Here is a 26,872-nt window from a genome sequence, read left to right on the forward strand (position 1 = left end):
ATGAAGAGGACCTATTTGGTGCTGGCGCTGTACACCAGTGTCTTCGTGATTTTTGGGCTGGTGTTCATTTATAGTGCCGGGATAAGCATGGAGGCGAGACACCCGGATGTGACTGCTTCCGAGTTTTTAGAGAAGCAGCTGATAGCTTATGCAATAGGTCTTGCGGGAGCTCTCATAATGATATATATGAAAGGTTCCTGGCATTTCAAAAACGCCTTTACCATCTATTATCCGCTTACGCTTATTATGCTGGTTGCCGTGCTCTTTTTTCCAGACAGGGGTGGGTCAAACAGATGGATAGATATTGGCAGCTTCTCGCTCCAAGTCTCGGAGTTTGCAAAGATCTCTTTGCTTCTAGTTCTAGCTAAACATTTCGGAGGTTTAAAGAAGAGAAATTTCCTGACTACTTTTCTGATCCCTCTAGGAATAACTGCGCCACTTGCCATACTCGTATTTATTGAGCCGGATCTCTCTACCACTGGGATTATCGTTGCAATTGCCTTTGTCATGATGATAATCGGCGGTATCAAAATGCGTTATTTGTCGCTAGCACTTATCTTCGTTGTTATTTTGGTGCTAGTTCTGTACAGTGGCGGATTCATAGAGGACTATCAGATTCAGAGGATAACCTCCTTCTTGACTTCTTTAACTGGCGAGGAACATGAGCAAGTCTCATACTCCCTTATGGCGATTTCTTCGGGCGGTCTCACCGGTAAAGGTCTTGGTATGGGACTTGTCAAATATTACCTGCCCGTAAGCTACTCCGACTTCATTTTTGCAGTTATTGGAGAGGAACTCGGTCTCGTTGGATTGCTTGTGCTAATGTTTGCCTATGTTGGCTTTATAAGAGAGCTTATCGTTGTCGGGCTCAGAGGCTCGAGAACACTCGAAGGCAAGCTCTACATAATTGGATTCGCTCTTTACATAATGATCCAGGCTACGATTAATATTGGCGTAAATTTGGGTCTCTTTCCACCTACTGGTGTCACACTGCCCTTCGTAAGTTCGGGGGGCTCTTCGATAATGTCATTGATGATTGGTTACGGACTGGTCTTCTCAATACTCTTAGAATCTGAAGAAGAAAAAGAAAAGGGACTCCAGGATGAAAAAACTTAAAATTGCCTTTTGTGGCGGGGGAACCGGAGGACACTATTATCCTGCAGTTGCAATTCTGCATGCCCTGAGTCGTGTAAGAGAAATAGAGCTGTTGTATTTCACGGTTTGGGGAAAGATAGATGATAGAAGTGTTGATAGAGATTTCCCCGGGGTAAGGAAGATGTCACTGAAGCTCACTGGACTGAAAAGGCCCCTGTACAGTCCTGCCAATGCCAGTATTTTCTTTTCACATCTCAGAACTGAAAGGTCTGTAAAGAGACAGCTTGCCGAATTCAGCCCCGATTTCCTTTTTTCAACGGGCGGATACGTTTCCTATCCAGTTGTCAGAGCGGCAAAGAGTCTTGAAATACCCGTTTACATTCATGAACAAAACTCGATAGTTGGGATAGCAAACAAAAGATTGGCCAAATACGCAAAGCGGTTCTTCATTTCATTTGAGGAGAGTGGAAGAGATCTTGAACTTCCAAAAGAAAGGATTGTTTTTTCTGGAAACCCTGTGAGAGAATCGAAGATCACAAGAAATGAAGTAATGAAGAGATTCGATCTTCCGGATAATAAGCCCCTCATTGTAGTGCTCGGTGGAAGTCTTGGATCCGAATTGATAAATAGAGCGTGTGAAGGGCTTTACGAAGAGATTCAGAGCAATGATTGCGAACTCAGTTTTCTTCACTCAACCGGCGATGAAAGCTCGGCAATTTCGCTCAGACGGTTTCCTTTTGTGCGAGCCTTTTCTTATATAGAAGACCTTACAGACGCCATAGCGTGCGCGGATCTAGTTGTGTCAAGAGGAGGAGCTACTACAATCGCCGAGCTACAGTATTTTGGAAGAAAGGGTATAATAATACCGTGGAGCGGCGCGGCAGAAAACCACCAGTTTTACAATGCTCGCTCACTGGAAAGAGTTGGACTTGGTTATGTTATACTGGAAGAGAATTTGACTTCCACAGCTTTGAGAATTGCAATAAAGGAAATGTTGCATAGACAGATCAGCTACAAACCTCCAAGAAGACCAGTTGAGATTGTATTGGATAATATACTCCGGGAGGAATCGATTTGAAATATCACTTTATTGGCATTGGCGGAATTGGTATGAGCGGTCTGGCAATGCACTTAGCATCTGAGGGTGACCAGGTTTATGGATCGAACTATGAAGAAAATGAAAGAGTAGCTTACCTTCGGGGGAAGGGTATTGGTGTTTTTATAGGTCATTCCTATGAGAACTTCGAGAAACCGGATGTCGTTGTAAGAACGACAGCCATAAAACAGGGCAATCCCGAATTGGAAAGAGCTATCTTTGAGAGCGTTCCCACAATTTACAGGATGGAGCTTCTGAAGAGTCTTCTTTTGAGAGATACTTCTGTTTGTATAACCGGAACTGATGGAAAGACGACCACCACTGCAATGGTTTCAAAGATACTGATAGATTCTGGAAGAGATCCCACAGTCTTTCTCGGCGGCATTAATCCCATTTTGAAGGACGGAAACTACAGAAAGGGCAAAGACTTAATCGTCAGCGAACTGGACGAGAGCGACGGCTTCTTTGCTTCTTTCAAGCCCGACTATGCCGTGATAACGAATGTAAGAGGCGATCACCTCGAGCACTACGACAACTCATTTGACAATCTCAAGAACCACTTCAGATACTTCTCCAGAAGTGTGGGAAAACTACTGGTGACAAACGCCGATGACCCTGCTTCAGAGAGGATTTTCACGGATACTCTAACGTTTGGTAAAGACAGGGGCTACTACCGCTTCACGGATAGATCAACCGGAATAATGAATCAGACTTTCAGATGTTTTAGAGGTAATGAAGACCTTGGTCTTTTCAAGTTAATGATCCCTGGAGAGTTCAACGTATACAATGCCACAGCAGCCATTGCTTTAACCCATGAAATGGGGGTCCCAATTGAATCCATCAAAAACTCTCTTGAATCGTATAGATCTGTGGACAGAAGGTTCACGTTCAGAGGGCTCGACGATTTCAGAAACCTTTTCTTCTTCGATGATTATGCTCATACCCCCGATGAGATAAGCAATACCATTCGAGGAGCTCGAGAGTTCTTTCCCGGTAAAAATGTCATCGTGGTTTTCCAACCCCATAGGTACTCAAGACTGGTAAGAGAGAACGGCCGTTTCGCTAACTCCCTAAAGGACGCTACGGAAGTTTGTGTCTTTAAGCTCTACGAAGCCTATGAAAAAGGACAGTATGCGATTGACGAGACCGAGGTCTTGAAGGGTCTTAGCAGCTATGGAGTTCCTGCTGTCCACGCAGTTAACTACTCGGAAATACTTGAGTGGTTGGAAAAGAAGAGAGACGCGGTAATCCTTTTTCTTGGTGCGGGAGATATTACTGAAGCCTCAAAGATGAGCGTTCTCAAGCTTTGCGAAGCACATTAGTGACATTTAGAGTCTGACAGACGGCGCAGCCTGTGCAACCCACCCATCTGCAATCGCCGGTCGTCTCTTCTCTTAGGGCTTTTTCATATTCCTCGATAAAAAAACGTTTTGAAATACCAAGTGAAATGTGGTCCCAGGTAAGTTCATCCTGAGTAGAGTAGCCTTTCATATAGTTTTGTACGTCTACTCCCTCTGTCTTGAAGGCTTCTTGCCATATTGAAGCATCGAATTCCTCGTTCCACTCGTCAAAGATCGCTCCAGACTTGTAAGCCCTTAGTATTGCCCTGCCTACTTTTCTGTCGCCCCTACTTAGCACACCTTCAACTGTACTGCTGGATGGATCGTGGCAGCTGAGCTGTATTCCCCTTCCCGACAGCTTTCTCAAGATTCCAAGCCTTCTTGAAGCCTCTACCTCGCTAATCTGGGGTGAGAACTGGAACGGTGTATGGGGTTTTGGTATGAAGATTGCAGCAGAAACAGATACTTCTTTAAAACCGACAGCCTTAACTCTTCTTGCCAATCTGACTATCTCTTCAAGATCTTCATCCCTCTCAGTAGGCAGACCAACCATAAAATATAGCTTCACTCTTTGCCAGCCACTATTTTTGGCAGCCTTAACGGTAGCCATCAGATCGTCCTCGGAAACATTTTTGTTTATTACATTTCTGAGGCGCTGAGAACCTGCTTCCGGAGCAAATGTTAGGCCGGTCTTTCTTATTGACGCGATTTGTGAGGCTATCTTGACACCAAAAGAATCTATTCTAGTACTGGGAAGAGAAAGCGCAACTCTCTGCGGCTCAAGCAAAGGCAGGATCTCTTCGCTCAAGACATCTATTGAGGAGTGATCCATTGTCGAGAGTGAGAGAAAGGAGAGCTCATCGTATCCAGTTGCCTTGAGTACCTTCTGCACGGATTCCCTTAGCTCATCGACTCCACGTTCTCTAACAGGCCTGTAAATCATCCCCGCCTGGCAGAATCTGCAGCCGCGATTACAACCCCGCAGCACTTCCATGACAGCTCTGTCGTGAACGGTTTTCATGTAAGGAACCAGTGGAGAGGGGTCTATCTCGTAGTCCGAGAGGTCGGCAATGACTGCTTTGACAACCTTTCTTCTTCCTAGTGAAGGAACATAAACTCCCTGAATCTTTGATAACAGTTCCAGAAGCTCCCTTCTTCTGCCAGATCTAAGTAGTTCTATGTTTTCTCTTACTTCAATGCAAATCTGAGGTGTTACGGCTTCTCCGTCTCCAATGACAAAGGCGTCGAAATAGTCGGCCATTGGCTCTGGGTTGGTCGAACATGGACCGCCACCCAACACTATCGGCTCCGTAGTTCTCTCTCTCTGTAGAATGGGAATGCCTGCAAGTTCAAGTAGCGCGAGCACATTACTGTAGCAGAGCTCGTACTGAAGAGTTATTCCAACGATGTCGAATTGGGCAGCGGCAGTGTATGTTTCCATTGAATAAAGGGGGATCCGAGCGCCGATCATTTCCTCGATCATGTCCTTCCACGGAAGGTAAGCTCTCTCTGCATAGAACTCATCGGTTTTATTGAGCTCTTTATAGAGGATTTTCAGACCTAAATGTGACATACCGACTTCGTATGTGTCTGGGAAGGAGAGAAGGATACGCAGCTTGTCGTCTGGATCTTTAATGACGCGATTCAGTTCCTTGCCGATGTACCGGCTAGGTTTTCCGACTTTGTTCAGCACGCCCGAAGAGACTAGCCATTTCCTAATGTCGTCAGAGTTAATCATCAAACCGTGAATTCAGTGGAAATAAGAAACATCAATCTAACGAGATTGTCGTAGTCTTCCATCGAAATATATTCCGTTTCGGAATGAAGATACTTAACAGCCATGGCGAGTGGAACCATCTTTTTCCCCTTCTGCTGGAAGGGAATTCCATCAGTTCCTCCGCCGGTTACTCCCATCTGAAGAGGAATATCCCTTTCTCTTGAAAACTCCATCAATCGTTTTCCGAGACCGTAATCACCCAGGGATGAAGTGTCCGACATTCTTAGCACGGGTCCATTACCGGGTTTAACGTCACCTGTAAGCCTTGAACAGCATGCAAAAGAATCAACTGGGAAAAAGAGGTTCGGTTTCAGCCTTTCGGATAGTGCCCTTGCTCCAATCAATCCGATCTCTTCCTGTACAGTCCAGGCAAAAACGATACGCCTGTCGAGATCGGTCTCCATAAGCATATCGAGAAGATCCAGAAGGGCAAGACAGCCAGATCTGTCATCGAGGGATCTGACTGCCACATATTTATCGTTAAGTATCGAAATCTGTTTTCTGAATACCGCGTAATCAAGAACCTCTATTCCCAGTGATGCAGTTTCTTCCTTTGATGAGGTGCCAACATCTATTACCTGGTTCTGCCAGGAAAGATCGGTTTTTTCTCGGAGGTGAGGAGGTGTCATACCTATCACTCCATCTATGGACTCGCCGGAGGAGGTTATTACATCCAGGTGTCTTCCTACTAGAAGCTCATCGGCGATTCCTCCAACCTTCTTGAAGCTCAATGAACCGTCGGAATTCACACCAGTTACTAACAATCCGATTTCATCCATGTGAGCTGCAAAAGCGATTGTTGAATCTCCGTTGCCTACTTCTAAAACAACATTTCCCAGATCGTCCACAAAGGGTTCTACGCCCTCGGGAAGCATCTCGATAATCTTTGCTCTAATCATCTCTTCTCTTCCGGTCATGCCCGGAACAAATACAACTTCCGTAAGCCTATCCAAATTCATGAAAACACCTCCCTAACAATTATAGCCTAAGGCCAAGAAGTTAGGAAGTTAAACTCACAAAGACGTTCAGGACGGTTATAATCAAAGATGATAGCATTTGACTGAGGAAAATAATTGGTCTATCTTAGAACCATTATTCAGAACCAATGAATGGAGGAGATTTTGTGAGCAATCGAGAGAGACTGGAAAAACTCAAAGACGACTGGAAGAGAGAAAGAGTCATACCTCTCCTGAAAAGGTTCCCCGAAAGAAAGAAGGAGTTCAAGACATCATTTGATGGACCGGTTGAGATTCTCTATACACCTAAAGAGACCGAAGATTACGAAGAGAAAATCGGATTCCCCGGCCAGTATCCCTTCACACGGGGAGTTCAACCAACTATGTATCGCGGAAGACTATGGACAATGAGACAGTATGCAGGCTTTGGAACAGCCGAAGAGTCTAACCAGAGATACAGGTATCTTCTCTCTCAGGGACAAACTGGCCTTTCGGTGGCATTTGATCTTCCGACTCAGATTGGATACGACTCAGATGACCCCATGTCGGAAGGCGAAGTAGGAAGGGTTGGAGTCGCGATTGACTCGCTTGAGGACATGGAGACACTTTTTGAAGGCATTCCCCTCGAAAGAGTCAGTACTTCTATGACTATCAACTCCACAGCTGCGATTCTTCTTGCGATGTACATCGCCGTTGGCGAAAAACAAGGTGTGGATCCTTCAAAGCTGACAGGAACGATTCAAAACGATATTCTCAAAGAGTACATAGCCAGGGGAACCTACATTTTTCCACCAGATTCATCTATGAGGTTGATCACAGACATCTTCGAATACTGCTCAAAGAACCTCCCCGATTTCAATACTATAAGCATTAGCGGATATCACATAAGAGAGGCCGGAGCCAATTCAGTCCAGGAGATCGCCTTCACTTTGGCTGACGGTATTGCCTACGTACAAGCGGCCATAGATGCTGGACTCGATCCAAATGTTTTTGGAAAAAGATTGTCCTTCTTCTTCAACTCACATAATGGGTTCCTTGAGGAGATAGCGAAATTCAGAGCAGCGAGAAGACTTTGGGCCAGAATTATGAAAGAAAGATTCGGTGTAACTGATGAAAAGGCAATGATGCTGAGATTCCACACTCAGACTGGAGGATCCACTCTGACCGCCCAGCAACCCATGAACAATATTGTAAGAGTGGCATTTCAGGCATTAGCGGCCGTTCTTGGAGGCACTCAATCACTTCACACAAATTCGTTCGACGAGGCTCTCGGTTTGCCAACAGAAGACTCCGTCACGATAGCCCTCAGAACGCAACAGATAATTGCTTCCGAAACCGGCGTTGCAGATACTGTCGATCCACTTGGCGGAGCTTACTTCATAGAGGAGCTCACAGATAGAATGGAAGAACTGGCGATGGACTACATTCAGAAGATCGATGACCTTGGGGGCATGGTTGAGGCCGTCCGCAATGGATTTGTGCAAAAGGAGATCCTTGACAGCGCCTACAAGTATCAGGTTTCTATCGAAAACAAAGAACAGATAATCGTAGGTGTAAATGAGTTTGTAAGTGAAGACAAGGAAGTCAAAGATATTCTCAGGCTGGATCCTGCAATCGAAAACAGGCAGAAAAAGAAGATCGAAATGCTCAGAACGAGAAGAGACAATGGCAAAGTCGAGAGTCTGCTTGACGATCTCAGAGAGGCGGCAAGGGGTAGTGATAACCTCATGCCGTTCATACTTAAGGCTGTCAAAGCCTATGCTACTCTGGGAGAGATCGCGAATGCTCTTAGGGACGTTTTCGGAGAATACACCGAAGCCGTTATTCTCTAGAGAGGGGTGGAGACGATGAAGATCAAGGTACTAGTGGCAAAGCCAGGGTTAGATGGACACGATAGGGGAGCAAAGGTTGTTGCTATGGCGCTCAGGGATGCGGGAATGGAAGTGATATACACGGGTCTCAGGCAGTCTCCCGAATCTATTGTGAAAGCCGCTCTTCAGGAGGATGTCGATGTCGTAGGACTCTCCATACTTTCAGGCGCTCACATGAAGATATGCAGCAAAGTTCTAAAGTTGATGAAAGATTCGGGAATTGGAGACAAGCCCGTCTTTGTTGGTGGAATTATCCCTCCAGAAGACGCCGAAGAGCTTAAGAAGGCAGGGATCTTCGAGGTTTTTGGACCGGGAACTTCCCTGAAATCTATCGCAGAAAAGATCGAGAAAACGGTAAAGAAATGAGATCCATGGAACTAAAGATAGATCAGTTAAAGGTTTCCAGAGTTTTGAGTATAATAGAAAACAACACGGACGAAGCCAGGAAGATAATCGACAAACTACCTCAAAGAGACTACTTCGTAATTGGCGTTACAGGGAGCCCGGGAGCAGGGAAATCATCCTTAACCGACCGCCTTGCATGTATGAGTGCAGTTGAGAAGTCGACGGCCGTTGTTGCGATAGATCCTTCAAGCCCGTTCACAGGAGGAGCCTTTCTTGGGGACAGGATAAGGATGAGAAGGGCTACCGATGATCCCGGGATTTTTGTTAGGTCGATGGCGAGTCGCGGAAATGTTGGTGGACTGAGTCCTTCGATATACAATACGGTTGAGTTTCTCGGTAGAAGCGGTTACGACTGGATTTATGTTGAGACAGTAGGAGCCGGCCAGTCTGAGACGGATATCGCAAATCTCGCCGATATAGTGGTTCTCGTATTGGCACCGGGTCTTGGAGACGATGTACAGACAATGAAGGCCGGTATTATGGAGATCGGTGACATATTTGTTGTAAATAAGAGTGATCTTCCCGGCTCCGATCAGCTGTTTTCGAGAACAAGAGCAATCCTTGAACTCTCTGGAAAGCAATTACCTGTCGTGCGAACGAATTCCATCAAAGGCAACGGAATTGAAGAGCTTCACAAGAAGATCGAAGAAATTTTGGAAGATTATATAAATTCGGGAAGGCTATCCGAAAAGCGAAGAAAGCGCAACCTTTACAATAACTTGAACAGCGCGTACCAGATTATAAAGGAACACTACGCCGAAAATGCTAAACTTGAAGAGTTGATAAAATATCTTCTTGAGAATATCGGGAGGTAGTCGAAGTGAGATCCGACAAGATAGACCATATAGGCATAGCCGTTAGATCAATCGAGGAAAGACTTTCTGTTTACAGAGATCTGTTGAAGCTCGAACTAACCGGGATCGAAGAACTTCCCGACCGTGGTTTGAGAGTTGCCTTCGTGAAGGCCGGTGATACGAGAATCGAGCTACTCGAACCGATATCTGAAGACAGCCAGATATCAAAATTCCTCGAAAGCAGGGGAGAGGGAATTCACCACATAGCCTTTCATGTAGACAATGTTGAAGGTGCGATCGAAGAAGCTGTTTCACTGAATTTGAAACCGCTTTCGAAGGAGGCCGAGATTGGTGCAGGAGGAACGAGAGTGGTATTTCTCCACCCAAAGAGCACAGGCGGAGTTCTGATGGAACTTGTCGAAGGACACCACTAGGGGGCGAACGATGTGACCGGCAGACTTGAAGAATTCTTTGAAAAAAGCGAAAAGATCACCCTAGGCGGTGGTCAGGACAAGATTGAAAAACATCACAAATCTGGAAAGCTTACTGCCAGGGAGAGAATCGATGCTCTCTGCGATGAAGGAAGCTTTGAAGAATTCGACAGATTTGTGAAGCATAGGGCCACCAGTTTTGGTCTTGAAAACAAGGAATTTCCCGCCGACGGCGTGATAACCGGCATAGGAACCGTCAACGGGCGAAAAATTGCCGTCTTCTCTCAAGACTTCACGGTACAGGGCGGCTCCCTTGGAGAGATGCACGCGAAAAAGATAATGAAGGTACAGGACATGGCCATGAAGCTTGGCATACCAATCGTCGGCATAAACGATTCCGGTGGTGCGAGAATTCAGGAGGGCGTTGATTCACTGTTTGGCTACGGTGGAATCTTCCACAGAAACACTCTTTCCTCAGGAGTCATTCCTCAAATAACGGTAATCTGCGGTCCATGCGCTGGAGGAGCCGTTTATTCGCCGGCAATCACCGATTTCATTGTAATGACGGACAAACACTCTCAGATGTTCATCACAGGGCCGCAGGTTATAAAGGCCGTTACCGGTGAAGAGACCTCTATGGAAGAACTCGGGGGAGCACTCGTACATAATACTAAGAGCGGGAATGCTCATTTCCTAGTACCAGACGATAAGAACGCAATGCTCTTGGTAAGAGAGTTGCTGGAATACCTTCCGCAGAATAACTCGGAAGAGCCTTTGAAGACAGAATCGACCGTCAGTGATCCCGTTCTGGAACTTCGAGAAATAGTCCCGGACAATCCGAAGCAGTCATACGACATAAAGAAAGTTATCTCTCTTGTCGTAGATGATGGTAAATTTCTTGAAGTACACGAACACTACGCCAAGAATATGGTCATAGGCTTTGCAAGAATTGGCGGTAGATCCGTAGGAATTGTGGCAAATCAGCCCTCAGTATTTGCGGGTTCTCTAGATATAAATGCTTCCGATAAAGCCGCAAGATTCATAAGATTTCTCGATGCTTTCAATTTGCCTATTATCACATTCGTCGACACGCCCGGCTTCCTCCCCGGGATATCTCAGGAACACGGAGGAATAATCCGTCACGGAGCCAAGCTCCTTTATTCTTACAGCGAGGCCTCCGTCCAGAAGATTACGCTAATTCTTCGAAAGGCCTACGGAGGGGCATATATTGCAATGGGCAGTCAACATCTCGGTGCGGATATCGTTTTTGCTTGGCCCGGGGCAGAAATCGCCGTGATGGGCCCTGAAGGAGCAGCTAATATCATATTCAAGAGAGAGATAGATGCTTCCGGCAACCCCGAGAAAACTAGACAGGAAAAGATAGCAGAATACAAAGATGTTTTTGCCAATCCCTTTGTCGCCGCCGGGAGAGGCTATATAGAATCGATAATAGACCCGGCTGAAAGTCGAAGGGAGATTATCAGGGCCCTGGAGACACTGGACACGAAGGTCGAAGGCAGACCATCGAAGAAGCACGGGAATATTCCGCTTTGAGGTGCATCTGATGCCAGATTATGTTCAAATAACCCTCATAGGAGTGGCCATTGTTTTTCTTGTCCTCGCAATGCTGTACGTAATTTTCAATGTTCTCGGGAAACTGTTGTCCGGGGGAGAGGGGCACGGAGTGAAAGCCGTCAGTGAAAAGACCACCTCCAACTCTGTATTGGCACCACTTAGGAGTATAGCGGGCGATGAGGAAGAAGTTATTGCGGCGATAGCCGCGGCAGTCAACGCCGTAATTGGTCACAGCGATTTCAGAATTAGAAGTGTCTCTCCGGTTCCTTCGGCCAGAGCTTCGCAATGGAAACGTAGAGAACCGACCGTCTACTGGAAAGTGAGGAGGAACAGAAATTGAGAAGATTCATAGTGCGAGTTAACGGTAAGGAATACGACGTCGAGATTGAGGAGCTTTCTTCGGCGGCCGGTTCTAATCCGGTGAGCGCAGCTCAGAAACAGGAGACTGCTCAAAAGGTAGAAGCAGTTGAAAGGCCCAGACCTACGGAGACGGTTAGGGACTCTGAAAAACCGGTTGAACCCGAACAGCAAACCAGTGGATCGGGAAGAGGGATCAACATACTTTCTCCGATGTCAGGCACTATACTCGACGTGCTCGTATCTGTTGGAGATTCGGTCTCGCCCGGTCAGAAAGTTGTGATGCTGGAAGCCATGAAGATGGAGAACAGTGTTCTTTCAGAAGATGCAGGTACTGTGAAAGAGATCAGGGTAAAAAAAGGAGATAACATAGATGCAGGCGAAGTAATGATAGTACTGTCATAGGAGCGGTCAGAACCGCTCCTAATGTTTTTGCATGAGCAACTACTTTTCGCAGTTGATCTCGTGCAAGTCGTTCTTCTTCAGAAGGGAGATAAGATGGATTCAGCAGACAGAAACCTTGCTACAAAGGCTAGAGAGCTTTCCCTTAGTGCCTTCGGGGTCTTTCCCGACATACCCTTCTCCTTCAACTCAAGACTTAAGAGGGTACTTGGCAGGCTTGTTTACTCTAAGAGCCGTGAGATGCTGACGCCGCTGAGGATCGAAATCTCTTCTTCTATATCCGACAATGAGGAGCTTCTTAAGAAAACCTTGCTTCACGAGCTCTCCCACTTCTATTTGATGATGAACGACAGGGACTTCTCTCATAATTCTCCAGAGTTCCGCAAGCTCTCTCAGGAGTTGGGATTCGATATTGTGGCCGAATATGAAGGACTTCCGGTACACATATGGGTATGCTCCGTATGCAAGAGGACAGTCGCAATTTCCTTCAACCGTAGAAGGAAGAACGGTTTGTCTTCTTGTTGTAAAGCTCCTATAGAACTTCAAGAAAAATAATTCTAACAATACTTGCCTTTTTGAAAATTCATCTGTTATAATTATTTATACCTAATATCTAAATGGTGATATTTATGGGGACCTATAAGAGGCTTACAAAGGTGCTTGTATATTTTCATGAAGATTATTTTGTTCCGATAAAATTCAGTTATGATGGTATAAAAATAATCGTAAATGCTGTCACTTCTTTTTGGGTGGAGGCTGTGGGAACCCAGAAAGTCTACCATTTTTCCGTAATGACGACACTTGGAGCTTACAATCTCGAATTCGAAGAAGATTCAAAGAAGTGGTACAGCTATACTCTTGGGGGTTGATTGTCTTGAAAGGAATTCCCTATGTATCCCATATAGATATGGATGCGTTTTTCGCAAGTATAGAGCAGGCGGCAAATCCAACTTTAAAGGGCAAACCGATAGCCGTAACGGGAATCGGAAAGAGGCATTCGGTAGTGACTTCGGCGAGTTACGAGGCTAAAAGATTCGGGGTCAAATCTGGAATGGCCTTCTTCGAGGCTGTTAAGCTCTGTCCCGATCTGATAGCTGTTGGAGTACAGTCAAAGAAATACGGCTATGTCTCGAAAGAGATCATGAAGATGTTGACGTCGGTATCGCCCAGGGTAATGGTTGCAAGTGTGGACGAGGCTTATCTAGACCTGAGCTTTCACACCAGGCTGGAGGAATCCATAAATAGATTTATTTCCTTTAAAAGAGATTTGAAAGAGAGATTTGGAATAACGGCCTCCGTTGGAATATCGGTAAACCCGATAATATCTAAAATCGCAAGTGATTATTCAAAGCCAAATGGGTTTGTAGTTGTCAAAGATGGTATGGAAAGAGAGTTTTTGAACGAGATACCCGTGAAAGACGTTCCGGGAATCGGAAGACACACACTAATAAAGTTGGAATCTATGGGGTACAGAACGACAGGGGAGCTTTTAAAAGGGTTGGATGACTCTCCGATGGATCTTTACACAATGTTTGGGAACGCCTTCATGGGTTTTCTCCAGAGCCTTAAAAACAACAGGTTTTCCAGAAAGGAGTTTTTCAAAGAAGAAAGACCAAAATCTGTGGGTCATTCAATGACACTTTCGGGAGACATAAGCGATTTCGATCTCATAGTTAGAGTAACTAATTTCCTGGCGGCAAGGGTAATCTACAGAATGGGAAGATACAAGATGGAAGGTTCCGGTATCAGTCTCTTCTTGAGATATGCAGATAGAAGCTCCAAGGCTCTTTCAAAGAAGTTGAGTTTCACAATTTCATCGATAAAGGATATTACGGAGATCACCCCCTGGCTTATCAGATCAATCTGGAACGGTACATCTGTGAGGGCAATAGGGATATCGTGCTGGGCCCTAAGCGAAAAGAAGAATCAAAGACAGCTCTCTCTCTTTGAAAAAGAAAAAGAACTTCTGGAAACTGTGCTGGAAATAGAGAAGAAGTTTGGGGAATACGCTATATTCCCGGGAAATATACTATTCCTTCCCGACATCAGAAAGCTTGAGAAACCTTCTGATCTCCATTACCAGGGCTTCTGCCGTCGCGAGGTTAGTTGCTAACGGCTTATTGTGAACATCGCACACTCTTAGAAGCGCGCTTACATCCGGTTCATGAGGTTGAGCCGTTAGCGGGTCTCTCAAAAAGATGACGAAATCGATTTCATCGCTGGCGACCAGGGAGCCTATTTGAAGATCTCCCCCCAAGGGGCCTGATTTGAAGGAAGTGAGCTCTAGTTTCACTTTTTCCCTTAGGATGTTACCGGTCGTGCTGGTTGCAAAAAGGGCGCACTTTTTGAAGACATCTACGTGCTCCCTTACGAACATTATCAGATCTATCTTTTTCTTATCGTGAGCTATTAAAGCAATTCGTGGTTTTTCGCTCATGGCTACCTCCGTCATCTGACAAGAAGATGATAACACATTCGGGCCATCGAAATTTCAAGCGGTTAGCTGAGGTGAGTCGATCTGTCCCTTTCATTTAACGAGATAACACTATACGGAGAGGCAATAACAGACCCGGAATCAACTGTCCGGGGAGGATTTTTTAGAGTAATGATTTTCGGTTACAGAAGTGCAAGGGAGACAGAGGAGATCTTCGATATCCGTTTTGACGAAAGGAATTCAAAAAGAGTCTTTGCCGAGATATATAAAGGTTGCTATCTGTTGATCAGAGGTGAGGTAAGGGTAAGAAAGAGCGTATATATAAGGCTCAGAGATTTCACTGTAACAACCAGACCTCACGACAGAGACCTAGACATAGACATTCCAAGAATACTGATACATCTAAGGAGCGATTACTTCTGAAAGGTTTCGTAGTATTTACTTCTGAGTTCAGTGAAGATCGATCTATCGACTACAGTCTTGAACTCTTCTATTTCGATGAGAAGATACTCGTCGCCTACCCTGTCGGTTATTTTCACGTACTCTATTTTCGGAAAGCAGCCTTCTTTTCTCAGCAAAGAGACGTGGATATGCATAAGATTTGGAAGATAACCCCCACCACCGAGAAGGCCGAGAACTTTCAGCCTTTGCTCGGAAGGATCGATCATATAAATCCTTCTCTCCTCTTCGGTACTTACTGTCCAGGTGAAGTTTCTCGAATCAAGGAGACCGCTGAAGAAATCCTCAATTAACTTCGCAATAAAATCGGTCTGGTAAGTAGATTTGTACTGCTTCCAGGGGTCGCCATCCACAACGCTGAAGACCACTTCCTCCCTGATAAGATAAACCAGAGCTATCTTACTCAGTTCGTCCGGCTCGAGAAACTCTATGTAAAAATCCTCACCACCGACCATGATAATTCTTGCCTTCAAATTTAGGTCTCTGTATCCTGAATCGGCACTCTCTGTATCGGCTAAATGAAAATGAATCCCAACCAATGTGTCTATATCGCCCGCTTCAACGACTTGCTGGATAAACAGGGTCAGATCATCATATACGCTTTCAGAAGCGAGCAACGATGCTCCAACAAGCAAAGAAAAAACGATGACGAGTACCAAGCAATGTTTCATCTTGTCCACCTCTTCGCGAGATTATAACATGTCAGGAGAAAGAGAAAAGTGATAAGATCTGATTGAGGGGTGATGATTTGAGAGTAGCGTTTCCAGACCAGATGAGGAAAATAGACAAAACTATAATAGAGCATGGAGTACCCTCCTTACTTCTAATGGAAGAAGCGGCCCGCAGCGTCTTCGAAGAGATTAGAAGCTTCAACTTGAGTAATGCAGTCGTCCTGTGTGGTGGAGGTAATAACGGAGGAGACGGATACACAGTTGCAAGGCTCCTTCTATGTGCTGGAGTTCATGTAAAAGTTGTTCAGTGCTATGTTCCCTCGACGGTCGACTGCAAAGCGAACTCAACTTTATACAGTTCGCTTGGCGGCCAGATCACAATAATCGGAGAGAAGACCGACGTGGAGGAACTCCTTTCAAAAGCTGACATAGTAATCGACGCAGTCTTTGGGACTGGGTTTCACGGAGAGCTCGAATCAGGAGTCGCACAGATATTTGATTTTGTTAATCGACTGGACGTAATCAGGCTGGCCGTGGACATTCCCTCCGGAGTGTCTGGATTCGATGGCAGCATTTCAAAATCCTGCTTTAGGGCTCACAAAACGGTTACCTTTGGATTGGCCAAGACAGGCCATTTTCTCTATCCGGGGCGCGAGTTCTGCGGCGATATAGTGGTAGGAAGTGCAGGCTTTCCAAAGAATGTGATGGATTCTCTTGCTGAGCCAGAAGTCATCGATGATGAGATGGTTTCGAAACTCATTCCGGAAAGAGCTCCTAACAGTTACAAAGGCACGTTCGGTTCCGTGCTTGTTGTAGGGGGAAGCAACATTTATACAGGTGCTCCGTATCTCTCCGCTCTAGGGGCGTTCCGATCTGGTTGTGGAATGGTCTACACATACACCCCTAAGGGATCTGCAACCGTTATAAGAAACAACCTTCCCGAGGCCATCGCTTATGAAAGTCGGGGGGACTTCCTCATCCCAGGAGATATCGAGGTACTTCCAAAAATCATGGAAAAAATCGACTCGATTGTTGTTGGTCCGGGTGCTGGAAGAGAAAAAGAAAGTATTGAGTTCATTCTTAAATTGCTCCAGAGTTTCCCGGATAAGAATTTCGTCGTAGACGCAGATGGACTTTACGCTCTCTCAAATGATCTCTCGGTCCTCGCCCGATCTGAAAGAATCATAATAACGCCGCACATTGGTGAGTTTGCGCGGATGAACGAAGGTAAGACTGATCTCAAATCCTTCATTCAGTTTTGCGTTGGTAACAGAACAACTGCCATTCTAAAGGGGGCTTCGTCTGTACTGTGTGATGACAAAGGAAAGATAACCATAAACACGACGGGGAATACCGGTCTCGCAAAGGCAGGGAGCGGGGACCTTCTTTCAGGAACTATTGCCGGTTTCGCTTCACAGACGGGCGAACTGACCAAATCGGCGATACTTGCTATGTATTTCATGGGCAGAGCCGCAGAACTATCGATTGTTTCAGAGCCCTGCAACTCGGCTTCTCAAATAGCCGAGTCTTACTCACTAGTTTTTAAGGAACTGGAACAGAAGTGAAGGGGAAGAATTAATGGAACTCAATCATAATGTCTCTCAACGTCTCGAACAAAAACTCGGACTTTCTCTCAAAGCTCAGCAGGCTCTGAAGCTCCTTCAACTGAATTCAATGGAAATTACGGCCGAGTTAGAAGAGATAGTTCAAGCCAACCCGCTTCTTGAAATGAAGAGAGAGGATTATGAGCTAATAGAAGGAAAAAGTGATCTGGAAAGCTCTCCAGAAGACGAGGAAAACACAGAAGATGGAGATCTCTACTCACTTCCCGAAAACAACTCGATCTACATGAAACCTGAAAGTACTGACAGGGATGGATGGGACTTCGACAGGATTGAAGCACAGCAACCAACGTTCAGAGAAATACTCAGAGATTTCGCTTTCTATATTCTTGACGACGATCTTTTCTCCCTTTTTGAAATACTCCTTGATTACATGGACGATCTAGGAATGCTTACTGAGGATCTGGAAAAGATTGCTCGCGAGAATCACTGTTCCGTCGATGGGCTTTCCAGTGTCATCTCGACTATGAGGGACGGGGGATTCGACGGCATCTTTGCATCTTCAAGGGAAGAGATAGAGGCCCTATTGGGACCGGGACTCTTCCCTTCTTCGGGATACAGTGACGGCGCTTTTGTAAGATACGTTGAACCTGATCTCTATATAGAGTTTATCGATGAGAAGTTCATTGTTACGGTAAGGGACTATTCACTTGTACTCAGTGTTGACGAGTCGTATGAGGAGATCATGGAACACGGCGAAAAAAAAGCAAAGAAATATCTTGAAGAGAAACTCGAGGAAGCAAAGTTCTACATAAGCGCTCTCGAAAGGAGAAAGGCAACGCTGATAACAATTGGCAACGAAATAGTGATAAGGAACGCGCCATTTCTACTTAAGACCAGCGAAAAGATAAGGCCGTTGAAGATGAATTCAGTTGCCGACAAGATAGGAGTTGTAGTTTCAACGGTAAGCAGAGCTGTGAAGGATAAGTTCGTTCAGACTCCTGTAGGGACTTTTCCGATCAGGTACTTCTTTGGAAATTTGCAGGAGAAGGAACAGGCTCTCGAGGTGATTGCCGAAATTGTCAGAGGCAACCCAGAAATTTCAGATGCAGAGCTTGTTACCGAACTTAACAACAGAGATATCAACATAGCCAGAAGAACTGTCAATAAATATAGAAATCAGTTAGGACTAAGGAAGTCGAAATGAAGACGAAGGCCCTGTTGTTTGTCGGTGGACAATACATATCTACGATGGAGTTCTACTTCAGGAAACTCAATGAGACATCATTTGTTTCGGCCGCCGATTCAGGGGCAGAAATGCTTAAAAGCCTGGGGAGACATCCCGATCTCCTTGTAGGCGATATGGATTCCGTAAGCCAGGAGACCCTCCAATGGTGCAGAGGAAGAGGATCGCTTGTGTTAATATATCCCCCCGAGAAGGATGACACAGACACCCAAATCGCGCTTCAAGCCCTTGAGGAGCGTGGTTTCTCTAATGTAGAAATCTTTGGTGCAACGGGTCTCCGGCTAGATCATTTCATGGGGACCTTAGCGTCTATATATGGCCTCAGACACACTCTCAAAGCCACCATTATCGAAGAGAACGTCGAAATCGGTATGGTCTCTAGAGAAATGACCCTCTTTGTAAATCGAGGTGAGATCTGGTCTCTCTTTCCATATGGCGGCCAGCAGACAATAGTCTCTCTTGAAGGTTTCAAATTTCCACTAACCGACGCATCTCTAGATTATGGAAAGCCGCTTGGCGTTTCAAATGAAACCGTTGATGAAGAAATACAGATTTCCTGCAAAGGAGGCACTGCCTTATATTTCAGATGGTTGAAAAGGTACTAGTGCTGTCCGATACTCACGGTGCTTTATCGCCTTTGACGAGAATACTTCAAGAAGTAGATCAAAATACTTTAATCATGCATAGTGGTGATTTCCTATATCACGGTCCAAGGAATCCTTTGCCTGAAGGATACGATCCAAAAGGGCTTGCAACTCTTCTAGCAAAGTTCAGCGGCAGAATTGTAGGCGTCAGAGGTAACTGCGACAGCGAGATAGACCTCGAACTTGTCGGATTGGAAAATGCGGCGAGCGCACTAACGTTGCTGATAAACGATTTAGGAATCTTCATTTCGCATGGCCACATGAAACACGAGGTGCCTTTCGAACGTGGAATAGTAATTTCCGGTCATACCCACATTTCCCTCCTCAGAAAAGATAATGGGATCATCTTCATGAATCCGGGCAGCCTTTCTCTGCCTAAAGACCAGACCGGTGGCTCTTACGGGACAATCGACTTCAAAAAGGGGATCATATCTCTCAGGAACGGCAATGGCTTCGAGCTCAAGACTTTGGCTCTCTAGCGGCGCTTGCTTTCGATAAACATGTGACTGAACCCATGATATAATAAATATCTGGGTGATGAATATGGTTTTGAGATGGCATGGACATTCGTGTTTTTCGCTTGAGTGCGATGGAAAGACTCTTTTGATCGATCCCTTCGATGAAGGTGTCGGTTATAAGTTGCCCGAGGTTAAGCCGGACATTATTCTGGAATCTCATCAGCACCACGACCACAATGCACACAACCGATTTGAGTCAGGGTACATACTTGTGAATCAGCCGGTGAGCGAGAAAGTTCACGGTTTCATTATCAAAGGCCATCCCACATTTCATGATGATGTTGAAGGAAAGAAACGCGGTAAGAATATCATCTTCGAGGTGACAACTCCCGACGGCTTCAGAGTTGTTCACTGTGGCGATCTTGGCCACCGACTGGGCCCAGACTTAACAGAGACATTGAAGAGTCCTGATATTCTCCTTGTTCCTGTCGGTGGAGTGTATACGATTGATGCAGGGTTAGCTCGAGAGCTTACTAGAGATCTAGCTCCCTCTTACGTCGTGCCGATGCACTTCAAGACAAAGGATCTCACTTTCCAGCTTGCGGGAGTTGAAGACTTTCTTGCCGGAGAGCCCTTTGAACAGTGTGAAAAGCTGGAACTGAAAGAAAAGGCGAATGTGGGAACCAGAGTAGTAGTCCTCAAATATCGTTGATCGAGGGCATAAAATGGATGAAAAGAGAGTTTTATCTCTCCTAGGAATAGGTAGAAGGGCAAACAAGGTTGTGTTTGGTAAAGAACAACTAAGAAGTTACTTGAGGCAGCCATTCAAGAGGAAATCTTTGATTCTGGCTAGCGATACCAGCGATTCGATAAAGGAAGACTGGGTAAAGAGGTGCAAGAGCCATGGGGCAAGCTGTATCCTCCTCAAAGAACACGACCGCGTCGCTCTGGGAAGGGCCATCGGCAAGGACAACATATCTGCAGTAGCAATTGCCGATGACGGCCTTGCAGACGAAATCTCAAAGATAATCACACAGGCGGGAGGTGACTGAGCTATGCCAAAAGCCAGAGTGTACGAGCTTGCTAAGAGACTTAATATAACGGCAAGAGAGCTGCTGGATGAACTTGAGGAGCTCGGTGTTACCGTCAAGAACCACATGTCAGTTCTTGACGAAGAGACCGTGAATATTATCGTCGGTCTCTATGAGGAAGAAAAGAAAGAGACTCTGAGAAAGGCCGAAAAGGCGAAGAGCAAGATTCAGGAAAAAGAGGCAAAAAAGCTTGAGAAGAAACTGGTCTCCATTGAGGAGCCGCCAACCGAGAAGAAAATACCGGTTGAACATAAAGCAAGGACAATCAAGCTAAAGAGTAATGAGTTCAAGCTTGATGTACTCGCGAAGAAGATGAACGTTCCGGTTTCTAAGGTGATCAAGGATCAGTTTATGAACGGCATAATACTTCGTCCCGGTCAGATACTTTCTGTTGAAGACGCGATGAACATTGCTAAGAACTACGAATGGGAAGTGGAACTGATCCATGAACAGGAGATCAATCCTTTTGATGCTATTGTAAGTGCGTACTCTGATGCTTATAAGGAGAGTTCCAGACTTGTTCAGAGGCCACCGGTTGTGACCGTAATGGGGCACGTCGACCATGGTAAGACCACCCTTCTCGACAGAATAAGGAAGGCAAAAGTTGCTGAAGACGAGATCGGTGGAATTACACAGACGATCGGTGCCTACCAGGTCGAAGTAAGAAATAAGAAGATAACATTCATTGACACGCCAGGGCACGAAGCCTTTACCGAAATGAGAGCCAGAGGCGCTCAGGCGACGGATATCGTGGTTCTTGTTGTCGCGGCGGACGATGGAGTTATGCCACAGACCATAGAGGCATATAACCACGCCAAGACAGCGAACGTTCCCATAATAGTCGCAATAAACAAGATCGATAAACCGAACGCCAATGTTGACCTCACAAAACAGCAGCTTGCTTCAAAGCTTGGACTTGTTCCAGAAGACTGGGGAGGAGACACAGTAATGGTTCCCGTATCTGCCAAGACTGGAAAGGGCGTGGAAGATGTCCTCGAAATGATACTCCTGGTTGCCGAAGTAGCCGATATCAAATGCATCCCGGAAGGAAATGCAAGAGGTATTATAATAGATTCCAGGCTGGACAAGGCAGTGGGCCCGCTAGCTACTCTGGTGATCAAAGATGGGGTGCTGAAACCGGGAAGCTATGTTGTTGCGGGCTCGGCTTCGGGCAGAGTAAAAGCGCTGATAAACGAATATGGAAAGCGTGTTAAGGAGGCTAATCCATCCGACCCGGTACAGATCATTGGTTTTGATGAGGTGCCAGATGTACATAGCATAGTATACGCAGTTGATGATCTCGATACCTCCAGGTCTCTGGCGGACTTTGCGAAAAGTCAAGCCCAGAAAGAGAAATCTGTCACCACCAAACGCCACGTCAGACTCGAAGAGTTCCTGTCAATGACCGGAACCACCGATGAGAAAAAGGAACTTAAGCTTATATTGAAGGCAGATTCTTTTGGTACTGTCGAAGCCCTGAAACAGGCAATGGCTAAGCTTGAGAACAGTGACGTGAAGATTGAAGTAGTTCATTCCGGTATAGGTTCAGTGAATTCGAGTGACGTGATGCTTGCATCTGCATCCGACGCAGTTATAATGGGGTTTAAGGTAAAACCCGATGCAATGGCGAGAAAGCAGGCCGAAGTTGAAGGAGTTCAGATAAAGGTCTACGAGATAATCTTCAATCTGATAGACGATTTGAAGAAAGCTCTTGAGGGGCTTTTAGAGCCGGAAGAGGTCGATGAAGTAATCGGTCATGGCCACATAAAGCAGCTTTTCAAAATTAGTAAGGTTGGGACCATTGCCGGTGTACAGATCAACGACGGATATGTATTGAAAAAGGGCAAGATGAGAGTTTACAGAAGAAACGAGGAAGTGGCAGACCTTGCAATAGAAGTCTTAAAACACTACAAAGATGATGTAAGCCGAGTCGACGCCCCAAAAGAGTGCGGAATCAAGGCGGTAGGCTTCGATGATTTCCAGGAAGAAGATCAGTTAGAGTTTCACAGCAAAAAGAGCGTAAAGAGAACAATAGATTTCACCGAATAAGTCCCCGTTAAATGAAAGAGGTCCCTTTATGGGGCCTTTTTTTTTGCAGATGAGAGGCCTGGACAAAGTGACGTTGGATTCGGAAGAGAAAACTCTTATCTCCAGAGCGGGTCTGGGGACCCGAGTCTGAGTTTGGCGAACAGAAGCGCTGCACCATTCATGATTCCCAGTTCTACCGGGGACGTCGAACATCTGCAACTTCCCATAACTCATTCACTATGTCATCTGATTTATTCCAGGATCTGGAGTTGTAAGACCGTGGTTGGGGGTTCGTAAGAGCAAGAGAGACTGGTTGACCGTTGAGAGGTTCCCCGTTCGCCGAGAACAGCGTATGACCACAGATGGGAAAGAAGTACCATCGAGCTGGAGAGTGGCGGAGCCCCTCGTCCTCTCACAGAACCATGCGTACGGGTCGCGCACACGGCTCATGGATCAAGTATCGGAAATTTCGACAGGGGATGATGGTATTTTGTCATATCGCGATTCTGTCTCTTTTTTTGTGTAAACCCCTTTTTTGTTATGGGTTTAAGAATCAGCTTATATACTTAGCTAATCTTTCATACTTTATCACAAGTTGAGTAAGGATCCTGGACCAATCAAGAGTTCTTACTGTCCATTTCTTTGTTATATTTATTATTGCTAGATAAGCCATCTTTAAGAGAGAAGTATCTGTTGGAAAGACTCCTTTGTTCTTCGTCACCTTTCTGAGTTGTCTATTGACTGATTCAATGGGATTAGTTGTATAAACCAATCTTCTCAGTTCCTCTGGATATTGAAAGAAGGTTGATAAAGTTTCCCAGTTATCCTTCCAGCTTTTTATTGACAAGAGGTATTTGTTCCCCCATTTCTCTTCTAGTGCAAGTAATGCATTCCATCCTGCCTCTCTTGTAGGCGCCTGATAAACCGTCTTTAGATCGCGTGCAAGAGGTTTACGATCCCTCCAGGTAACATATCTCATGGTGTTCCTTATCTGGTGAACTATGCACTTCTGAACCTCAGAGAAGGAGCTTTGTCGATTCCTGTGCAGCCATAACCTTCAGTTACATATCGGGAAGAGACGAATGACATCTCCCGCGGGACAATTCACAAGAACTAAATTGCGCCTGTCCATTGCTCTTGCAACAGAACTGTCTACTTGAGTGTTTTTCATCTCGGGACGACCGGCAAAATCTTGCCAGCGGGTATTATCTCTGCAACCTGGCCTTAGAAAAGTCTGGACCTTCTTCCGTTGAAGAAGAAGGAACACGAAACTCCTTTCTTGCATCAGTTGTCAGGAGGTGCTTGAAGCCTTCAGGGATAAGAATCTTGTCCAGTGCAATGGAGTGTCTCACTGACTCAATGGGATTGATTCTAGAAAGTCTCTCGTGATACTTGACTGGAGGCACGAATCTAAGACTTCCGAAATGCGTAACTGAAAAATACTGAATTCTTCGTCTACAAAGCTTTCCATTAGCTGGATTTTCCCCTCGCCTTTGCAGCAGAAGAGAATGATGCTGTGTTCGGAGATTCTGACTATTTTGCTTCCACTTCAGCAGGCGATCAGGGGGCTGAATCCGTAATCGCTAATCTCATAAGCTTCCTACTGCCGATGATTCGCTTCTTTAGGAGTCGGTAGTTTTTTGTTCGACATCACTTAGCATCTCCTTCCACTTAGAAGTGACTACCTCATCTTTACGAAGAATCTGCATTCCTTGTCCAGGAGCAAACTCTTCGATTCTGATAATGCCTTCGTGATTTTCGCAAGATTTTAAGAACCGAGAAGAAATCGTATTAACCCCTTAGCAATGGAGTATCTACCTTTGCCGATGTAGCACTGCTTAGGTGGACATTGTGCATCTTTCTAAGTCTTCGCATGCAGTTGATGATCATCCCATTTAAGGCTTCTCCATCCACGAGATTCTTGAAACAGCTTGTCGCATGTGCTATGTCGAAAGTAGTTTCGATACAGTCGAGGTCAATGTACTCGAGAAGCGAGTCGAGGTGTTCATGCTCAGCAATGATATCCATTGGTTTCTTTTTCATTACTTCAGCTGCAATTTTCAGATCTAGATCTCTACCCTTTCTGGCGATCCTGTGAAAACTCTCCAGATTCGTTTCGAAACAACGCACGAACCTATCCTTCTAAGTGAACATCCATCCGGGATGAACAGTTACAACAGTAGCTTCAAGTTGCGCTGCAATCTCAAGAGCTTCTATGCTCTGTTGGATGGATTCCCTTCGTATTCCAGGATTTGAAGAGGTAATATTTACATCCCTGCTTGGAGAATTAACGGTCCGCTTAAGAACAAGGTCGTCCAGCGTTTCTCTTGTAGCTTGCAAATCTCTCTTTCCTTTCCAGAGATGTCAGCGCAGATCTCGACACCTGTTACCTTCACATTTGCGAAAATCTTCGGAACCTTCTTAACCGGGAAATCAAAGAGAATGTTAGAAATGAAGAGAAACTCAACTCGCCAGACACTGCAAATGCTGCATTGAGAACTGACTGTCAGAAACTAATGAAGTTATTGCTTCGTCCTAGAAATACCGTTTGAGTTAGCGAGAAGAGAAGCTCCCAAGAGAGCGATTTCGTTATGCATCAAGATCTCTGATTAAGATCACTCTTTTGGAAGATCCAGTAAGCGTCTTTTTTAGAACGGTGCTGATGGATTTCGTTTCTCACGTTAGATGATCTATGGCCTCAAACAATTCGATGCATATGAGACGCATCTGAAGCTAATTAAAAGAGCAATACTACTTCCTTGGCTTCGAGATGATGATATAATTTCTAACGTCACCATGGGAATTCAGGAGGATTCAAGTTGAGCATGAAAAACGTTTTTCTTTACGTCATTGGAGCGGTTGTGTTTGGGTATGTGGTTTTCACGTTCATCGATGCTTCGGCAAACGATCAAAGTACCATAAAAGGAAGAGTGATCGAAATGATCAGTTTCGATGAAACTGGTGGCTACTCGGCAAAGGGACTACAAACTCTCAGAGTTAAGGTGCTGACTGGGACCTATGCAGGAGAAGAAGTTGTGATCGAGAATCACTTCACAGATAATCCGGCGATGGATATCCGAGTTGAAAAGGGCGATACTGTGGTGCTGTATATGGATGAGAGGGATGAGGTGACCTTTCACATTATCGACTTTGTTAGGCAAAGATACGTCTTCGTGATCGTTCTGGTTTTCATTTGTCTGCTTCTTCTTATCGGGAGGATCTCTGGACTCAAGTCCTTCATTACTCTTACTCTCACGGGCTTGATAGTAATCAAAGTGATGCTGCCTTTGATTCTTAAGGGGTTCAACCCCATTGGTGCTTCTTCGCTGTCGGCGGCAGTAATCACTATTCTTACCTTTGCAATCGTTGCCGGAGTGAACACAAAGTCCCTATCAGCAATCTTTGGTACGTTATGTGGTGTGCTTTCTGCAAGCTTAATAGCATATGTAACCGGTTCGCTGGCGAATCTTACCGGCTTAAGCAGCGATGAAGCAACAATGCTTGTCTACATACCCCAGAATATTGAATTCGATTTTATGGGCCTGCTCTTCGCAGGGATAATCATTGGAACGCTCGGTGCTGTTATGGATGTTGCCATGTCTATCTCTTCGGCAATGTACGAGATGAAATCCATTAACCCAGAAATGACAACGGGCAAACTCGTGAAATCTGGCTTCAATATTGGCAGGGACATAATGGGAACCATGACTAACACCCTTATTCTCGCCTATACGGGAAGTTCAATTTTCCTCATGCTCGTCTTTCTTGCGTATGAGACGACAGTTATAAGGATAATCAACATGGATGTAATTGCAACGGAGATTATTAGAGCCGTTTCCGGGAGCATAGGAATAATACTCTCAATACCTGCCACTGTTCTTCTTTCGGCCTTTCTTCTTAATAAGTATGGAGTTAGAAGCGGTTCAACGGCCGGAAAGCAATGATTTTCGTACGCATCGATTTCTTGCACACAAACACTACTGTCTTCTCAGGCTTGTAATGGTAACCCTTCAACTTGTACTGTCAACCATTTTCATTATCTCTAGAGAGGCTCCTGATTAGACAATTAAGGATGGGTTTTCCAAGAATGGAGGAATGTGACGCTCTCAGAACGGTCTTTATCTGGTGAGTGGCCCAGCGAGATATCACCCTCAGACTCTCTCAGAACCGGACTTGAATC

Annotated in this window: 28 protein-coding genes and 1 pseudogene; 22 read left to right on the forward strand and 7 right to left on the reverse strand. The window is 45.4% G+C overall.

What is annotated here, in order from left to right:
- From THEBA_RS07530 to murC, 3 genes are read left to right on the forward strand one after another with little or no spacing between them, the layout of a single operon-like run.
- Positions 1 to 1,116: an FtsW/RodA/SpoVE family cell cycle protein gene (locus THEBA_RS07530; protein ID WP_014731102.1), complete on the forward strand. Its 1,116-nt coding sequence runs from the start codon at positions 1 to 3 to the stop codon at positions 1,114 to 1,116.
- The gene (locus THEBA_RS07535; protein ID WP_006487038.1) at positions 1,103 to 2,173 is read left to right on the forward strand and encodes a UDP-N-acetylglucosamine--N-acetylmuramyl-(pentapeptide) pyrophosphoryl-undecaprenol N-acetylglucosamine transferase; all 1,071 of its coding nucleotides are present in this window, start codon (positions 1,103 to 1,105) and stop codon (positions 2,171 to 2,173) included. The genes THEBA_RS07530 and THEBA_RS07535 overlap by 14 nt, the downstream gene beginning before the upstream one ends.
- Entirely contained in the window at positions 2,170 to 3,513 is a 1,344-nt protein-coding gene (gene murC, locus THEBA_RS07540; protein ID WP_014731103.1) for a UDP-N-acetylmuramate--L-alanine ligase, read from the forward strand. The genes THEBA_RS07535 and murC overlap by 4 nt, the downstream gene beginning before the upstream one ends.
- Here the strand turns inward: murC and THEBA_RS07545 are convergent.
- Both THEBA_RS07545 and THEBA_RS07550 read right to left on the reverse strand, forming a co-directional pair.
- On the reverse strand, positions 3,491 to 5,269 hold the full coding sequence (locus THEBA_RS07545) for a radical SAM protein (protein WP_014731104.1): 1,779 nt from the start codon (positions 5,267 to 5,269) through the stop codon (positions 3,491 to 3,493). The genes murC and THEBA_RS07545 overlap by 23 nt on opposite strands.
- Positions 5,269 to 6,267 (reverse strand): M42 family metallopeptidase, encoded by a 999-nt coding sequence (locus tag THEBA_RS07550; protein WP_006487044.1) that lies wholly within the window; start codon positions 6,265 to 6,267, stop codon positions 5,269 to 5,271. Before THEBA_RS07550 ends, THEBA_RS07545 begins: the two co-directional genes overlap by 1 nt.
- 164 nt (positions 6,268 to 6,431) lie before the next feature.
- Between THEBA_RS07550 and THEBA_RS07555 the strand changes: the two genes are divergently transcribed.
- From THEBA_RS07555 to THEBA_RS07600, 10 genes are all read left to right on the forward strand, one after another.
- Positions 6,432 to 8,096 (forward strand): acyl-CoA mutase large subunit family protein, encoded by a 1,665-nt coding sequence (locus THEBA_RS07555; protein ID WP_006487050.1) that lies wholly within the window; start codon positions 6,432 to 6,434, stop codon positions 8,094 to 8,096.
- Positions 8,097 to 8,111: 15 nt separating this feature from the next.
- The gene (locus THEBA_RS07560; protein WP_014731105.1) at positions 8,112 to 8,501 is read left to right on the forward strand and encodes a cobalamin B12-binding domain-containing protein; all 390 of its coding nucleotides are present in this window, start codon (positions 8,112 to 8,114) and stop codon (positions 8,499 to 8,501) included.
- Positions 8,498 to 9,355 (forward strand): methylmalonyl Co-A mutase-associated GTPase MeaB, encoded by an 858-nt coding sequence (meaB, locus tag THEBA_RS07565; RefSeq protein ID WP_014731106.1) that lies wholly within the window; start codon positions 8,498 to 8,500, stop codon positions 9,353 to 9,355. The genes THEBA_RS07560 and meaB overlap by 4 nt, the downstream gene beginning before the upstream one ends.
- 5 nt (positions 9,356 to 9,360) lie before the next feature.
- Positions 9,361 to 9,768: a methylmalonyl-CoA epimerase gene (mce, locus tag THEBA_RS07570; RefSeq protein WP_014731107.1), complete on the forward strand. Its 408-nt coding sequence runs from the start codon at positions 9,361 to 9,363 to the stop codon at positions 9,766 to 9,768.
- Between the two features lie 12 nt (positions 9,769 to 9,780).
- Positions 9,781 to 11,319: an acyl-CoA carboxylase subunit beta gene (locus THEBA_RS07575; RefSeq protein ID WP_014731108.1), complete on the forward strand. Its 1,539-nt coding sequence runs from the start codon at positions 9,781 to 9,783 to the stop codon at positions 11,317 to 11,319.
- Positions 11,320 to 11,329: 10 nt separating this feature from the next.
- Positions 11,330 to 11,680 (forward strand): OadG family protein, encoded by a 351-nt coding sequence (locus THEBA_RS07580; protein ID WP_014731109.1) that lies wholly within the window; start codon positions 11,330 to 11,332, stop codon positions 11,678 to 11,680.
- A complete protein-coding gene (locus THEBA_RS07585; protein ID WP_006487061.1) occupies positions 11,677 to 12,102 on the forward strand; it encodes a biotin/lipoyl-containing protein in 426 nt (141 codons plus the stop codon). The genes THEBA_RS07580 and THEBA_RS07585 overlap by 4 nt, the downstream gene beginning before the upstream one ends.
- Before the next feature lie 93 nt (positions 12,103 to 12,195).
- Complete coding sequence (locus THEBA_RS07590) at positions 12,196 to 12,654, forward strand: SprT-like domain-containing protein (protein ID WP_014731110.1); 459 nt, start codon at positions 12,196 to 12,198, stop codon at positions 12,652 to 12,654.
- 74 nt (positions 12,655 to 12,728) lie between these two features.
- Entirely contained in the window at positions 12,729 to 12,968 is a 240-nt protein-coding gene (locus THEBA_RS07595; protein ID WP_148270010.1) for a hypothetical protein, read from the forward strand.
- A 5-nt stretch (positions 12,969 to 12,973) separates the two neighbouring features.
- Positions 12,974 to 14,212, forward strand: a complete 1,239-nt coding sequence (locus THEBA_RS07600) for a DNA polymerase Y family protein (protein WP_014731112.1) — start codon at positions 12,974 to 12,976, stop codon at positions 14,210 to 14,212.
- On the opposite strand, the gene THEBA_RS14040 is transcribed toward THEBA_RS07600, so the two are convergent.
- Positions 14,129 to 14,536 (reverse strand): methylglyoxal synthase, encoded by a 408-nt coding sequence (locus THEBA_RS14040; RefSeq protein ID WP_006487072.1) that lies wholly within the window; start codon positions 14,534 to 14,536, stop codon positions 14,129 to 14,131. The two genes, THEBA_RS07600 and THEBA_RS14040, sit on opposite strands and share 84 nt — an antisense overlap.
- A gap of 168 nt (positions 14,537 to 14,704) precedes the next feature.
- Here THEBA_RS14040 and THEBA_RS07605 point away from each other — a divergent pair, with 168 nt between their 5' ends.
- Positions 14,705 to 14,956 carry a hypothetical protein gene (locus THEBA_RS07605; protein WP_006487075.1) on the forward strand — a complete coding sequence of 84 codons (252 nt, stop codon included), beginning with the start codon at positions 14,705 to 14,707 and terminating at the stop codon, positions 14,954 to 14,956.
- Here the strand turns inward: THEBA_RS07605 and THEBA_RS07610 are convergent.
- The gene (locus tag THEBA_RS07610) at positions 14,947 to 15,663 is read right to left on the reverse strand and encodes a hypothetical protein (protein WP_006487076.1); all 717 of its coding nucleotides are present in this window, start codon (positions 15,661 to 15,663) and stop codon (positions 14,947 to 14,949) included. The genes THEBA_RS07605 and THEBA_RS07610 overlap by 10 nt on opposite strands.
- A gap of 77 nt (positions 15,664 to 15,740) precedes the next feature.
- On the opposite strand from THEBA_RS07610, the gene THEBA_RS07615 reads away from it, so the two are divergent.
- The 7 genes from THEBA_RS07615 to infB all read left to right on the forward strand — a co-directional run bounded on the left by THEBA_RS07615 (position 15,741) and on the right by infB (position 22,713).
- On the forward strand, positions 15,741 to 17,228 hold the full coding sequence (locus THEBA_RS07615) for a bifunctional ADP-dependent NAD(P)H-hydrate dehydratase/NAD(P)H-hydrate epimerase (protein WP_014731113.1): 1,488 nt from the start codon (positions 15,741 to 15,743) through the stop codon (positions 17,226 to 17,228).
- Positions 17,229 to 17,241: 13 nt separating this feature from the next.
- The gene (locus tag THEBA_RS07620) at positions 17,242 to 18,432 is read left to right on the forward strand and encodes an RNA polymerase factor sigma-54 (protein WP_006487080.1); all 1,191 of its coding nucleotides are present in this window, start codon (positions 17,242 to 17,244) and stop codon (positions 18,430 to 18,432) included.
- Entirely contained in the window at positions 18,429 to 19,076 is a 648-nt protein-coding gene (locus THEBA_RS07625) for a thiamine diphosphokinase (RefSeq protein ID WP_006487083.1), read from the forward strand. The genes THEBA_RS07620 and THEBA_RS07625 overlap by 4 nt, the downstream gene beginning before the upstream one ends.
- Positions 19,076 to 19,594: a phosphodiesterase gene (yfcE, locus tag THEBA_RS07630; RefSeq protein ID WP_014731114.1), complete on the forward strand. Its 519-nt coding sequence runs from the start codon at positions 19,076 to 19,078 to the stop codon at positions 19,592 to 19,594. Before THEBA_RS07625 ends, yfcE begins: the two co-directional genes overlap by 1 nt.
- 64 nt (positions 19,595 to 19,658) lie before the next feature.
- A complete protein-coding gene (locus tag THEBA_RS07635; RefSeq protein ID WP_041928131.1) occupies positions 19,659 to 20,285 on the forward strand; it encodes an MBL fold metallo-hydrolase in 627 nt (208 codons plus the stop codon).
- Positions 20,286 to 20,298: 13 nt separating this feature from the next.
- Positions 20,299 to 20,625 (forward strand): L7Ae/L30e/S12e/Gadd45 family ribosomal protein, encoded by a 327-nt coding sequence (locus THEBA_RS07640; protein WP_006487088.1) that lies wholly within the window; start codon positions 20,299 to 20,301, stop codon positions 20,623 to 20,625.
- A gap of 3 nt (positions 20,626 to 20,628) precedes the next feature.
- Positions 20,629 to 22,713 carry a translation initiation factor IF-2 gene (gene infB, locus THEBA_RS07645; RefSeq protein WP_014731116.1) on the forward strand — a complete coding sequence of 695 codons (2,085 nt, stop codon included), beginning with the start codon at positions 20,629 to 20,631 and terminating at the stop codon, positions 22,711 to 22,713.
- Between the two features lie 532 nt (positions 22,714 to 23,245).
- On the opposite strand, the pseudogene THEBA_RS07650 reads toward infB, so the two are convergent.
- From THEBA_RS07650 to THEBA_RS14975, 3 genes and pseudogenes are all read right to left on the reverse strand, one after another.
- Positions 23,246 to 23,713, reverse strand: a pseudogene (locus THEBA_RS07650) (transposase); the annotation flags it as partial.
- A gap of 770 nt (positions 23,714 to 24,483) precedes the next feature.
- Positions 24,484 to 24,822 (reverse strand): apurinic/apyrimidinic endonuclease family protein, encoded by a 339-nt coding sequence (locus THEBA_RS07660; protein WP_041928135.1) that lies wholly within the window; start codon positions 24,820 to 24,822, stop codon positions 24,484 to 24,486.
- Positions 24,823 to 24,834: 12 nt separating this feature from the next.
- Positions 24,835 to 25,032, reverse strand: a complete 198-nt coding sequence (locus tag THEBA_RS14975; RefSeq protein ID WP_041928137.1) for an apurinic/apyrimidinic endonuclease family protein — start codon at positions 25,030 to 25,032, stop codon at positions 24,835 to 24,837.
- 485 nt (positions 25,033 to 25,517) lie between these two features.
- Between THEBA_RS14975 and THEBA_RS07670 the strand changes: the two genes are divergently transcribed.
- On the forward strand, positions 25,518 to 26,636 hold the full coding sequence (locus THEBA_RS07670; RefSeq protein ID WP_236609251.1) for a YibE/F family protein: 1,119 nt from the start codon (positions 25,518 to 25,520) through the stop codon (positions 26,634 to 26,636).
- The last annotated feature ends 236 nt before the right edge of the window (positions 26,637 to 26,872 follow it).

Source organism: Mesotoga prima MesG1.Ag.4.2 (assembly GCF_000147715.2).
Taxonomy (GTDB): domain Bacteria; phylum Thermotogota; class Thermotogae; order Petrotogales; family Kosmotogaceae; genus Mesotoga; species Mesotoga prima.